This window comes from Clostridium sp. K04 (assembly GCF_019734375.1).
GTDB classification, from domain to species: domain Bacteria; phylum Bacillota; class Clostridia; order Clostridiales; family Clostridiaceae; genus Clostridium; species Clostridium saudiense.
In genome coordinates, this window is record NZ_JAASHD010000003.1 from 138967 (window position 1) to 151984 (window position 13018).

General features: G+C 27.6%; 11 protein-coding genes and 1 other annotated feature. Of the genes, 10 read left to right on the plus strand and 1 reads right to left on the minus strand.

Annotated features, from left to right (window positions below; genetic code table 11):
- Window positions 1–81: 81 nt before the first annotated feature.
- Window positions 82–753: a Crp/Fnr family transcriptional regulator gene (locus HCG70_RS02430; protein ID WP_055275013.1), complete on the minus strand. Its 672-nt coding sequence runs from the start codon at window positions 751–753 to the stop codon at window positions 82–84.
- 175 nt (window positions 754–928) lie between these two features.
- Between HCG70_RS02430 and HCG70_RS02435 the strand changes: the two genes are divergently transcribed.
- The 10 genes from HCG70_RS02435 to HCG70_RS02480 all read left to right on the plus strand — a co-directional run bounded on the left by HCG70_RS02435 (window position 929) and on the right by HCG70_RS02480 (window position 12836).
- A complete protein-coding gene (locus tag HCG70_RS02435; RefSeq protein WP_082425206.1) occupies window positions 929–1744 on the plus strand; it encodes a 4Fe-4S binding protein in 816 nt (271 codons plus the stop codon).
- A 253-nt stretch (window positions 1745–1997) separates the two neighbouring features.
- Window positions 1998–2612, plus strand: a complete 615-nt coding sequence (locus tag HCG70_RS02440) for a YeeE/YedE family protein (RefSeq protein ID WP_260457716.1) — start codon at window positions 1998–2000, stop codon at window positions 2610–2612.
- 92 nt (window positions 2613–2704) lie between these two features.
- Window positions 2705–3184, plus strand: a complete 480-nt coding sequence (locus tag HCG70_RS02445; protein ID WP_055275018.1) for an NUDIX hydrolase — start codon at window positions 2705–2707, stop codon at window positions 3182–3184.
- 221 nt (window positions 3185–3405) lie between these two features.
- On the plus strand, window positions 3406–4653 hold the full coding sequence (gene fliB, locus HCG70_RS02450; RefSeq protein WP_055275020.1) for a flagellin lysine-N-methylase: 1248 nt from the start codon (window positions 3406–3408) through the stop codon (window positions 4651–4653).
- 257 nt (window positions 4654–4910) lie between these two features.
- Complete coding sequence (locus tag HCG70_RS02455; protein ID WP_055275106.1) at window positions 4911–6518, plus strand: family 20 glycosylhydrolase; 1608 nt, start codon at window positions 4911–4913, stop codon at window positions 6516–6518.
- A 199-nt stretch (window positions 6519–6717) separates the two neighbouring features.
- Window positions 6718–7059: a binding site (T-box leader), on the plus strand.
- Between the two features lie 169 nt (window positions 7060–7228).
- Window positions 7229–7711 carry an Lrp/AsnC family transcriptional regulator gene (locus HCG70_RS02460; protein ID WP_042397789.1) on the plus strand — a complete coding sequence of 161 codons (483 nt, stop codon included), beginning with the start codon at window positions 7229–7231 and terminating at the stop codon, window positions 7709–7711.
- Window positions 7708–8874, plus strand: coding sequence for an aminotransferase class I/II-fold pyridoxal phosphate-dependent enzyme (locus HCG70_RS02465; RefSeq protein ID WP_055275022.1), 1167 nt, complete (start codon window positions 7708–7710; stop codon window positions 8872–8874). Before HCG70_RS02460 ends, HCG70_RS02465 begins: the two co-directional genes overlap by 4 nt.
- Window positions 8875–9002: 128 nt before the next feature.
- A complete protein-coding gene (locus HCG70_RS02470) occupies window positions 9003–10160 on the plus strand; it encodes an alpha/beta hydrolase (protein ID WP_055275024.1) in 1158 nt (385 codons plus the stop codon).
- A gap of 204 nt (window positions 10161–10364) precedes the next feature.
- Window positions 10365–11351 (plus strand): LacI family DNA-binding transcriptional regulator, encoded by a 987-nt coding sequence (locus HCG70_RS02475; RefSeq protein WP_055275025.1) that lies wholly within the window; start codon window positions 10365–10367, stop codon window positions 11349–11351.
- A gap of 246 nt (window positions 11352–11597) precedes the next feature.
- On the plus strand, window positions 11598–12836 hold the full coding sequence (locus HCG70_RS02480; RefSeq protein WP_221697453.1) for an IS256 family transposase: 1239 nt from the start codon (window positions 11598–11600) through the stop codon (window positions 12834–12836).
- Window positions 12837–13018: the final 182 nt, after the last annotated feature.

Here is a 13018-nt window from a genome sequence, read left to right on the forward strand (position 1 = left end):
ATTAAATTTAAAAACATTTAAATTTATAATTACTTTATGCTTATATAATAGCTGTTAAGGTTAATTTAGTTTGTGACTATATCACTTTAACAACTCATTTAAATCTTTTTCTATCTGTATTTTTCCTCGGCTTAGTTTTAAATATCCCATTTTTTCTAGCTGCTTTAATTTTCTACTAATTACTTCCCTAGCTGAATCTAATTCAAATGCCAAATCATTATGAGTTACATAAATATTTTTACTGTTTTTAGATATAAGTAATTTAATTAATCTATTTGTTAATGGTTCATGCTTAACTTCTTCTTTAACATTGATTATTACATTAAATTTACTATATAAATCTTTGTATATATATTGTAAAAATAAAGTATTATTAAGCAAATAAGTATTCACAATATCAAAAGGGATGATACATATTTTAGAATTTTGCATAGCTCTTCCTATAATATTTAATGAAGTGCAATTTAGAAAACAACTTAATGCTTCATGACATATTTGTCCTTTTTCTATGTTATAAAGATTAGTTTCTTCACCTTTTTCATTAATCTTTTGAATTTTTATAGTTCCACTTATAACAAATAGAAATCCTACACATTTATCTTCATTAGTATTTAGCAATTCATCTGCTAACAATTCCTTAAATAGAGCTCTTTCAACTAAAGCACCTTTATTATAATTATCTATTTGCTCCAAAATTGGATAAGCTTTATAAAGTTCTTTTATATAATAATTTCTATTATTAATAACTTTCATTTAAATCCTCCAGTTTTATAATAATTATCTTATCTAATATTTTATATGATTATTATATATTTTAAGTGACTTAGTCACATAATACAAATTTTGGGTGATTAAGTCACGTACAGTTACGAATTCAGTATATATACTGTAGTTAAAGTTAGTTATTATTTAATGGAGGATTAATGAGGTGGAAAATAAAATAATAAAGAAAAAGGCTAATGTTGATGAAAGATATTGTGTTGCTTGTGGAAGATGTGAGAAAGAATGTCCATTTAGTGCAATATCTATTTATAAAGGTATTATTTCAAAAGTAGATATTAATAAGTGTGTAGGGTGTGGTAAATGTGCAAAGGCATGTCCTGCAAATGCGATAGAAATTAAACCTATAGAAGTGAGTGATAGCAAAAATAAAATTAATGTGAAAAAGAAAATAAAAAATAAGAAGCATTGGTCAGATTATATGTGGATAGTTTCTACATTATATTTAGTTCTTGGACTATTTAATATTTTATTTGCATGGCTTGGTTTATTATGCTTTTTAATTCCATTACTTATTTCAATCTTTGGAGGGGGAAAAAAATATTGCAATAAATATTGTGGTAGGGGACAGATATTAAATATATTAGGAAATAAGTTTAAGTTATCAAGAAATAAGTCAATGCCTAAATTTTTAAAAGATAAATATTTTAGAGTTGGATTTTTAATATTTTTCTTAGCTATGTTTTTAAATATGTTATTTATTACTTACTTAGTATTTAATAATACAAATAGCTTACGAGAAGTTATAACATTATTTTGGATATTTAAACTTCCATGGAATTTTATAGATTATTCTTATGTAACTCCATGGGTTGTACAATTTGCATTTGGATTTTATAGTATGATGTTAACATCAACTCTTTTAGGGGTTATTACTATGATTTTTTGTAAGCCTAATTCTTGGTGTGTATATTGTCCTATGGGTACAATGACTCAAGGCATTTCAATAATTAAAAATAAATAGTAAAATCATATATGTTTTAAAATAAGAAAGCTAGTATAAAATGATTTCATATAATTGTTTTATACTAGCTTATTTACTATTTTTTTTGATAAAGCAAAATAATAAGTAATTATATTTTTAAGTAATGACATAATATTTCATTAAATACAAAATATATAATATATATGTAAATTTAAGATTTTTATTATGTGATTATATCACTTTAAATATTTGTTTTTAATTGTATAGTATAAACGAATTAGAAATAAAATTTTTGGAGGAATATAAGATGAATAAAAATAATTGGATAAAAGGTGCAATGATATTAGGGTTATCATTTTTTATAGCCATTTTTCTTGTAAAACCAATAGGAGTATCAACTCAATTTTCTGTATTGTCAGGAATTATACATAGCACAATAGATAGTGATGTAATAGTTGAAGATTCAAATAGAGAAAGTGGTTACGCAAGTTCAAATGCATATTATGATAAATCAGAAGGAAAATTAGCTAAAGCTATAAAAAATCCTATAAACTACGACTTTATATTTGTATTATCTATACCAATTGGTGGACTATTAGGGTATATGTTATCTAAAAACAAAAGGAAAAATGGTGAAGAAGATGCTAGTAGAGATATAGAATATTGTACACTAGATGATAATAAAAAAGGATTTCTAGGTAAATATGCTCCAAGCTTTATTGGAGGATTTATATTACTTTATGGTGCTAGAATGGCTGATGGATGTACTAGTGGACATATGATCAGTAGAATGATGCAAGGTAGTGTTAGTGGTTATGTATTTGCAGCTGCTGTTTTTGCAACAGCAATACCAACAGCGATAATAGTAAAAAAGATATTGTATAAATTTTGTACAAAAATATTTTAGTTAGTAGTTATATAATATATTTATAAAAGATAATAAAATTTTAATGATTTATTAGGTTATTAATAAAATTAAACAATATGGAGGTATAGGGAATGGTATTTCCAACACATATAGTAGCAGCAGGAGCATTGGTTACTAATGAAAAGGATGAGGTTTTATTGGTCAAGAATCCACATAGGGGATGGGAGTTCCCAGGTGGACAAGTTGAAAATGGAGAAGATTTAATTGAAGGCATAACTAGGGAGGTATTTGAAGAATCAGGAATAAAAATTAGTGTTAAGAAGCTTGCTGGGGTTTATTCTAACACAAAATCATATATAGGGTGGGATAATAAAACATTTGTACCTACTAAGGTGATATTTGATTTTTTGGCAGTAAAGGTTTCAGGAGAATTGAGAGAAAGTGAAGAAAGTACTGAGGTTGGGTGGTTTAGTAAAGATATAGTTCTAGATATGATAAGGGAGCCTTGGATAAAGGAAAGGGCTAAGGATATGATAGATTTTGATGGACAAGTAGTTTACAGGGTATATTCATCAAGGCCTTATGAAATTTATAGGGATGAATATATTTAATTAATAAATTTAATGGGTGTGTAATTTAAAGTATAAGTTATGCACTCCTTTTTATTATAAGATAAATGTTAGGTTAGGATAATTTATAGATAACTATAAAAAGTTTGATATAATGGTGTTAATATTGGAAATAACTTAATTAATAATAAAAAAGCATGTAAGAAAATATTAATTAACTTTATAACGAGATTATTATAGAGAAAGTTTAAAGGAAGTAAACAATGGTGAAAAATATTAAAAAAATATATCCAAGATATTTTGAAGAGTTCAAATGTATAGGAGGAAAATGTGAGGATAGTTGCTGTATTGGTTGGAATATTGATATAGATAAAATAACATTTAAAAAATATTTTAAAGTTAAAGATCCAGAAATGAAGAGAATGTTTCAAAAGAATGTTCAAAACAATGAAAGATGTAGTAGTGAAGATATTGATTATGGAATAGTTAAATTGAAAAAAGATAAGAGATGTCCGTTTTTAGATGAAGAAAATTATTGTGTCATTCATTCAAATTTAGGTGAAGATTATCTTTCAAATGTTTGCACATGTTTTCCAAGAGTAACTAATAAAATAGATGATACTTATGAAATGTCTCTTGATGTAGCATGTCCAGAGGCAGCAAGACTTATTTTATTAAATAAAGAAGGCATAAAATTTGTTAGTAAAGAAGAATCGATTGGCAAACATATAATATCAGCACAAATAGATAGCAAAATTAAAGAAGTTCAAAATTCACCTTTAAGATATTTTAGAGAAATAAGAGATTTTTGTATAGATATAATTCAAAATAGAGATTTTAAGCTAAATGAAAGATTATATATTTTAGGTGATTTTATAAATAAGCTTGAGGATCAGTTTAATAATAATTTAGAGGACATAGATAAATTTATAAGTACATATAATGTTAAGAGGGTAGCTAAAGAATATTCAAGTGAGGATATAAATTCACTTTTAGGAAACGATAATATGAATTATATTATACAAATGAATTTCTTTATAAAGATGCTTAAGATTTTAAAGGTAGATAAAGAAGTTGAAAGTATTACATTTAAAAAGTATACAAAAGAAATACTAGATGGATATAAGATTGAAAGTGATAAATCTATAAATGAAAATTCAAATTTATACATAAAAGCATTTAAAGAATATGAGGAAATTATAGAAAATGAATATAATTATATATTTGAAAATTACTTAGTTAATTTTATTTATAATAATATGTTCCCATTTAATGAGATATTAACACCATTTGATAGTTATATAATGTTATTGATGAGAGTAGCTTTTATCAAATTTTATTTAGTAGGATTATATTTAAATGGGGAGGATAATAATAAAGAGAAAATAGTTGGGTTTATACAAGTGTTTTCAAAGACTATAGAACATCATAAAGTATTTTTAATTGATGCTTTAGCATATATAAAGAGAAATGAATTTAATAACATGGAATTTGCAAAAAATCTGTTATAGACTAAGATACTGCTAATATTGAATATGATATTAGCAGTTTTTTTATTAGTTATAAGAATTAATATTAAAAAAATGGCAAATAATAAAATTTATGAAAGCTATTAATTAAAAGAAAACTATTCTAATATTCTTCCAAGAAGTACATTGAATGTAAATTAAACTAGCTAAATTAAAGACTTTAAGTAGTTTTGATAAACTAAATTAAATATGTTCCTTTGGGTGAAGTTTAGAATTTTATTTAAGGATGTGAACAAATGATGAAAAGAAAAAAAATTCCTCATTTTTATATTGCATTAGTTCTTATAGTAATAATAACAGTTACCACTTTTGGTACAATGAAAATGCAAGAAGATTTAGATAATGAAAAATATTTAGTTAAAGAGACATTTAATGCAGAAGGAAGTGAAGCTAAAATTAGTATTATTCCAAAACCAATAAGTATTGAAACTAATGAAGGAAGATTTATTTTAACTAATGATACTTCAATTTATGTCAAGGGAATTACTGATGAAGAAACAGAAGAGATACGATGGATAGCTGATTTTCTTAGAGAAAAGTTAAGTGCAGCTACTGGGTTTGAGTTAAATATTATAAAAGGGGATAAGCCACCAGAAGGTAGTATTTACTTAACTACAATTAATACAAATCCTGAACTAGGAATAGAGGGATATAATATATTATCCACTCCTAAAATAGTTAAAATATCAGCATATAAACCAGAGGGAATAGCAAGAGGAGTACAAACATTAAGACAAATGCTACCAGCACAAATTGCTAATAGTACAGTAGTTAATAATGTAGAATGGACTGTTCCAGCATCAATTATTAATGATAAGCCAGTGTATAGCTATAGGGGCTTAATGATTGATGTAGCAAGGCACTTTTTTACTGTAGATGAAATTAAGAGACAAATAGATTTGGCAGCACAATATAAGATAAATAGAGTACATTTACATTTAAGTGATGATCAAGGATGGAGATTAGAAATTAAAAAATATCCAGAATTAACCCTTATAGGTGGAAGTACAGAAGTTGGTGGAGGTCCAGGAGGATATTATACACAAGAACAATTTAAGGATATTGTTAGTTATGCTATGCAAAGATATGTTGAAATAGTTCCTGAGTTTGATATGCCAGGGCATACTAATGCAGCGCTAGCTTCTTATGGATTTTTAAATCCTAATGGTAAAAAGGCTCCTTTATATACAGGAACTGATGTAGGATTTAGCTCATTTATGGCGCATAGTGAAAAAACTTATGAATTTATAGAGGATGTAATAAAAGAAGTTGTTCAAATTTCACCTTCTAAATATATTCAAATAGGTGGAGATGAAGCACTTAATACTAAAAAAGAAGATTATGATTATTTTGTAGGAAGAGTTGCTAAAATAGCTCAAAAGTATGGGAAGATACCAATAGGTTGGGATCCAATAGATACATCCCCAGAAATAAATTCAAGTGTAATACTACAAAATTGGAAAGATTCTAATGAAGAAGCTGTAAAAAAGAATATGAAAATAATAGTATCAATTGCAAGTAAAGCTTATTTAGATATGAAATATAATGAAAAAACACCATATGGACTTGATTGGGCAGGGTATATTCCAGTAGAAACAGCATATAAATGGGATGTAACAGATTATGCACCAAAGAATTTGGCTTTAGGATTAGAAGCACCTTTATGGACTGAAACAATTTCTACACAAGAACAAATGGACTATATGATATATCCAAGACTTCTTGGATATGCAGAAATAGGTTGGACTCCTAAAGAAAATAGAAATTGGGAAGAATATAAAATGAGATTAGAAATGCAAGAAGAAAGACTAGGATATGAAGGGGTGAACTATTATAAAGAAAGTTAGGGGAAGTTAGTAAATGGTAAAATTTAAAGTGAATTATAGAGTTTTATTATTGACTTAAAAAAGGATATAATAGATAATATTATAAAGAAACATCTTAATATTTTAGATAAAAGAGAAAATTTAATTTCTTAAATTAAAAATTCTTGATTTTCTTTAAGAAGTTCTTAAACTTTTAGTAAAATATTATTTAATATTAGAGTTAAAGATTATGATAAGGAAGAGTATTTTAAGCTATTATTTTTAGAGAGCTAAGGTATGGTGAAACTTAGTAATAATACTTTTAAGAAGCAGCCTTTGAATCGCTTTGTTGAGAACTAAGAATTTTCTTAATGTAGGCAAAGTCGTATTTCCTAACGTTATAAGGAATAAAATATGAATGTGTCTCCAAGTTTTACTGAAAGTTATATATGAAATTTGGCAAGACGAATGTACAGCTCACTTATTGATAGAAAAGAGCTTAATTAATTTATATTTTACTGAGTGAGTAAAGCAATTTACTTATTAGGGTGGTACCGCGGAATTTTATAGCTTCGTCCCTTCTATTTTATAGAAGGACGAGGCTTTTTTTAGTTATGAGTTAATAATTAATAGTTAGAAGTAAAGGAATAAAATCAGCTAATGCAGATTTTAAAATATATTAAAAAACTTTTTAAGGAGTTTTAACATTAACTAATAACTCTAAATTACTAACTATTTAAGGAGGGTTTATCATGGAAGAAATTTTAGAGATTTTAGAGCAAAACAGTAGATATACTGATGAACAAATAGCTGTTATGGCAGGTAAAACAGTAGAAGAAGTTAGAGAAGCAATTAGAGATTATGAAGAAAAAAGCATAATTGCGGGATATACAACATTAATAAACTGGGAAAATACAGGAAAAGAAACAGTTACTGCATTAATTGAAGTTAAGATAACGCCTCAAAGAGGAGAAGGATTTGATAAGGTAGCTGAAAGAATATATAACTTTGATCAAGTTAAAGCCTGTTATTTAATGTCTTCAGGAGGATTTGATTTAACGGTTATAGTAGAAGGAAAAACAATGAAAGAAGTTGCAATGTTTGTATCAGAAAAATTAGCAGTTCAAGATAATGTAATAGGTACAGCAACTCATTTTGTATTAAAGAAATATAAAGATCATGGAACTATATTTAAAGAAAAGAAAGCTTCTAATAGGGAGGTAATATTTATATGATGCTAGAAAATATGATAAGAAAAGAAGTTAGAGAAATGCCTCCTTCAGGTATAAGAAAATATTTTGACATAGTAAATGAAATGGAAGATGTAATATCTTTAGGGGTAGGAGAGCCAGATTTTGTTACACCTTGGAATGTTAGAGAAGCGGGAATATATTCTTTAGAGCAAGGTGATACTCACTATTCTTCTAATGCTGGATTTATAGAACTTAGAGAAGAAATAGCTAAGTATTTATATAGAAAATTTGATTTAAAGTATAATCCTAAGGATGAGATTTTAGTTACTGTTGGTGGTAGTGAAGGTATTGATATTGCATTAAGAGCATTAACAGGACCTGGAGATGAAGTAATTATTCCAGAACCAAGCTTTGTTGCATATAAAGGATGTACTGCATTTACTGGAGCAACTGCAAAGATAATAAATCTTAAAGCAGAAAATGACTTTAAGTTAACAGCACAAGAATTAGAAGAGGCAATTACTGAAAAAACAAAGGTAGTTATAATTCCATTCCCAAATAATCCAACAGGGGCAATAATGACAAGAGAAGAATTAGCTCCGGTAGTGGAAGTATTAAAAGATAAGGATGTAATAGTTATTTCTGATGAAATTTATGCAGAATTATCTTATGATAAGCCACATGTATCTATAGCAAGTTTCCCAGAAATTAAGGATAAAACACTTGTTATAAATGGATTTTCAAAATCTTATGCTATGACAGGATGGAGACTGGGATATTTATGTGGACATCACATTCTTTTAGATGCTATGAAGAAAATTCATCAATATGCAATAATGTGTTCACCAACAACAGCACAATTTGCAGCAATCGAAGCATTAAAGAATGGCGATGAAAGTGTTAGTAAGATGGTGAAGGAATATAATAGAAGAAGAAGGGTCTTGGTTGATGGATTTAGAAAACTTGGATTAGATTGTTTTGAACCATTAGGAGCTTTTTATGTATTCCCATGTATTAAGTCAACAGGAATGACATCTGATGAGTTCTGTGAAAAGTTATTGCTACAAGAAAAGGTACTAGCAGTTCCAGGTAATGCATTTGGTGAATGTGGTGAAGGATTTATTAGAGCATGCTATGCATCATCTATGGAAAATATAATGGAAGCTTTAAAGAGAATTGAAAAATTCTTAAATGAAGTTAGATAATGTAGTACACTGGACCTTTGTGGTCCAGTTTTTTTACATATATAAACTATATTATTAAAATATAAATATTTAGAACTATGTAAACGTTAATGGTATAATAAAAGTGATAAAGGTAGGAGGGAGTATTTATGAGAAAATATCCAGAAAAATATTTAGAAGTGTTAAAAAATGAAGTAAATATAATAGAGAATAATGGGGTTAAGATAATATTTAAACCAAGTCCTGGAGAAAAAAGAGATGGTTACTTAGATCCATGTGAAAAGGAAATAATGGATGAACATTGGGCAAGTAAAAGCAATGATAAAGAAGAGAATCAGAAAGATGTAAAAGAAAATGTAGATAAATCTATGGAAAATGATGAAATGACTACATTAGATATGGTAATTTCGACGATTAGAGATAGTATGGGATTCCCTAATTATAACTTAAATACAGTTGAAATTTATACAAAGTTTGAAACTATTACTGATAGTGGAAATGAAGTAGGATTATGGCGTTACTATCCAAGAAATTTAGATAGAAATAAAAATAATAAAGCATTAGTGTTTTTCCATGGTGGTGGATGGATTGGAGGAACTACATATGTAGTAGAAAATTTCTGCAAATTGATTGCAGAAAAAGCTAACTGTGTAGTCTTTAATGTAGATTATTCACTAGCTCCAGAAAAGCCATATCCAAATGGATTAAATGATAATTATTATGCAGTAAAGCATATATATGATAATGCTGAAAAATATAGAATAGATAAAAGTAAAATTGCAGTAGCAGGGGATAGTGCTGGTGGTAACTATGCTGCAGCCATATCATTAAAAGCAAGAGATGAAGAAGTACCTATGATTGCATTACAGGTCTTAATTTATCCAGCAGTAGCAATAGGAAATGCATGTGTTCAAGGATATAAGTGGTCAGAAGATATGATAGAGATTGCTACAGAATTAGAAGAAAAGGTGAGACCATTGACTGGTTTAGGAAGACCTAGCAAAGACTTAAGTGATCCAATGTTGGCAAGCTATTTACCTAGCTTTGATTTAGTTAATGATCCATACGTGAGTCCTATGATGGCAAAATCACATGCTAACTTACCAAAAGCAATTTTAGTAGGTGCAGAATTTGATGGACTTCGTATTCAAACAGAATTTTATGCAAAGCAGCTTCAAGATGCCGGCGTTGATGTTACTTGCTATAGATATAAAGGTATGGCTCATGCATTTATTGATAAGTTAGGATTTGTTCCTCAGGCTGAAGATTTAGCTGATGTAATATCAGATGCGATAAAAAATTTATAAGGTATAAAAAGATATATGAACTGTATTGAAATAAAGAAATTACAAATAGTTTCAATACAGTTAATTTTTTTTAGTAATTTATGTTGATATGATAAATAATATATTTGCTTACTATTAATATATGGTATATAAATATGATATACTTAAAGTTGATTTAATAAATGATTTATAAATAATATTTTAATGAGATAGGTGAATAAATAGATGGCTACGATAGTAGATGTTGCAAGGTTAGCAGGTGTTACTCCAACCACTGTATCACGTGTTATTAATAATAGAGGATATATTAGTGAAAAAACAAAGAAAAGGGTTCATGAAGCTATGGATGAACTGGGATATCAGCCTAATGAAATAGCACGTTCCTTAACAAAACAAAAAAGTAATACAATTGGAGTTATAGTACCTCATATATCTCACCCATACTTTGCAAAATTAATAAGTAATTTAGAAAATGAAGCAGCTAAAAAAGATTACAAGATAATATTATGTAATAGTAAAGAAAAAGCTGAAAAAGAAAAGCAATATTTAGATATGTGTAAAAGTAATAGAGTTGCAGGGATAATTATATGTAGTGGAAATGTTGAATCTAATAAGATTAATACAGGAGGTATTCCAGTAGTATTATTAGAGAAAAATTTTGAAGAAGGTAAGCTTGGAATTCAATGTGATAATTATCAAGGTGGAAAGCTTGCAACAGAGCATTTAATAGAATGTGGATGCAAAAAAATATTACACCTTAGTGGAGTAATAGATGAAGAAATGCCTGCTGATAATAGAGAAAAAGCTTTTATAGATGTATGTAGTAAAAATGAGATTGAGTATTTTATAAAGAAATATGATATAGATACATATAATCAAATGAATTATTACGATTATATAAAAGCAGCACTAAATGAAATAGAAGGTGTTGATGGAATATTTGCAAGTAGTGATTTAATAGCTGCACAGGTTATTCAAGTTTGTAATGAAATAAAAATTAGGATACCGGAAGATATTAAATTAGTTGGCTTTGATGATGTTGATATATCACAATTAACAACACCGAGGATAACTACTGTACATCAGCCAATCAAAGAAATGGCAAGGCTTTCAATTGAATTAATTGATGCTAAATATAATAATATAGAGGTAAATGAAAAAACTATATTACCAATTAAGTTAATTATTAGAGATAGTACAGTGAATAAATAAAATTATCTATGGGGTATTTTAATATAAAAAAACTACCCCAGGTGGATTTACCAGGGGGAGTTTTAAGTGTGCTATGATGTATCGTTCATTATTTATATATTTAAACTTAAGAGAATGAATAGAATTATCTATTATTATGGGAAAGTAGATAGATTTGTGTAAAAAACAAATCTATCTACTCTTTTTTTGTATGATTAGTTGGTAGATTTGGAATAATATACTATATAAATTTTAGGAGGATTTTCTATGGCAAGAAAAAATGATATCAATTTTGATTACAATTCAGAGATAAAAAAGTGTAAAACAATCGATGACGTTCTTGGAAAGAACGGATTAGTTCAAAGGTTAGTTAAGGATGTACTAGAAAATATACTTGAAGCAGAAATGGATGAACATCTTGGTAGAGATAAATACCAACGTCAAAGCAATATTGAGCCTGGCGAAAGAAATTATAGAAATGGATATAGCCAAAAAAATCTAAGAAGTTCATTTGGAGATGTTGATCTCGATATACCAAGGGATAGAAAGTCTGAATTTGAACCTCAAATAGTAAAGAAATATGAAACTGTTTGTAATGAATTAGATAAAAAAATAATTTCTCTTTATGCTAAAGGTATGACTACTAGCGANATTCAGGCTGAAATAGAAGATTTATATGGAATAACAATCTCACCATCAATGGTTTCTAAAATAACAGATAAAGTAATAGCTACCGCTACCGAATGGCAAAATAGAATGTTAGATAAAATATATCCAATAGTTTACTTAGATGCTATGTACTTTAAGGTTAGAAGCAACGGAAAAATAGTTAATAAAGCTGTATATATTTGTTTAGGATATACGATGGAAGGATATAAAGATATTCTTGGACTATGGGTTGATGAAGCCGAAGGAGCTAAGTTTTGGCTAGGTATTTGCAATGACTTAAAAAATAGAGGTGTAAAAGAAATCTTAATTGCTTGTATGGACGGACTTAAAGGGCTACCACAAGCTATTCAGACCGTATTTCCATCAGCTAATATACAAACATGTATTGTTCATCAAATAAGAAATTCTATAAAATACATAGCTTCAAAAGATAAAAAATCATTTATGAAAGATTTAAAAGAAGTTTATAAAGCTCCTACTGAAGAACTTGCGTTAGCGCAGCTAGACAAACTAAAAGAAACTTGGGGAAATAGTTATGGAATGGTTATAGATTCATGGTATAACAACTGGAATAACTTATCTACTTTCTTTGATTTCTCACCTAGAATAAGAAAAATGATCTATACAACTAATGCACTTGAAGGATTCAATAGACAGGTACGTAAGTATACTAAATCTAGAACTATATTTCCTACAGATGAATCTCTAAACAAGTGCGTATATCTAGCGACTATGGAAATCATGGAAAAATGGACTCAACCAGTTCCAAACTGGGGTGCTACGTTAGCGGAGCTAACATTATTCTTTACTGAAGAATTAAAAGATGAATTAGCATAATAGCTTGTACTTTTTATAAATTTTATGCATATTATCTAACTTTTGTTAAATAATATAAAAGAACAGAAAAACACATTATTAGTATTTCTAGATAATAAAAAAATATTACTGGAAATCAAAATTTCCAGTAATATTTGATTTATAAGAAACTATATTACACAAAATTATCTACAGTCTCAATC

Bases quoted from the DNA above. Each gene is read 5' to 3' on its own strand.
- HCG70_RS02430 (WP_055275013.1), bottom strand. From the start codon at position 753: ATGAAAGTTATTAATAATAGAAATTATTATATAAAAGAACTTTATAAA.
- HCG70_RS02445 (WP_055275018.1), top strand. From the start codon at position 2,705: ATGGTATTTCCAACACATATAGTAGCAGCAGGAGCATTGGTTACTAAT.
- fliB (WP_055275020.1), top strand. From the start codon at position 3,406: ATGGTGAAAAATATTAAAAAAATATATCCAAGATATTTTGAAGAGTTC.
- HCG70_RS02455 (WP_055275106.1), top strand. From the start codon at position 4,911: ATGAAAAGAAAAAAAATTCCTCATTTTTATATTGCATTAGTTCTTATA.
- HCG70_RS02460 (WP_042397789.1), top strand. From the start codon at position 7,229: ATGGAAGAAATTTTAGAGATTTTAGAGCAAAACAGTAGATATACTGAT.
- HCG70_RS02465 (WP_055275022.1), top strand. From the start codon at position 7,708: ATGATGCTAGAAAATATGATAAGAAAAGAAGTTAGAGAAATGCCTCCT.
- HCG70_RS02470 (WP_055275024.1), top strand. From the start codon at position 9,003: ATGAGAAAATATCCAGAAAAATATTTAGAAGTGTTAAAAAATGAAGTA.
- HCG70_RS02475 (WP_055275025.1), top strand. From the start codon at position 10,365: ATGGCTACGATAGTAGATGTTGCAAGGTTAGCAGGTGTTACTCCAACC.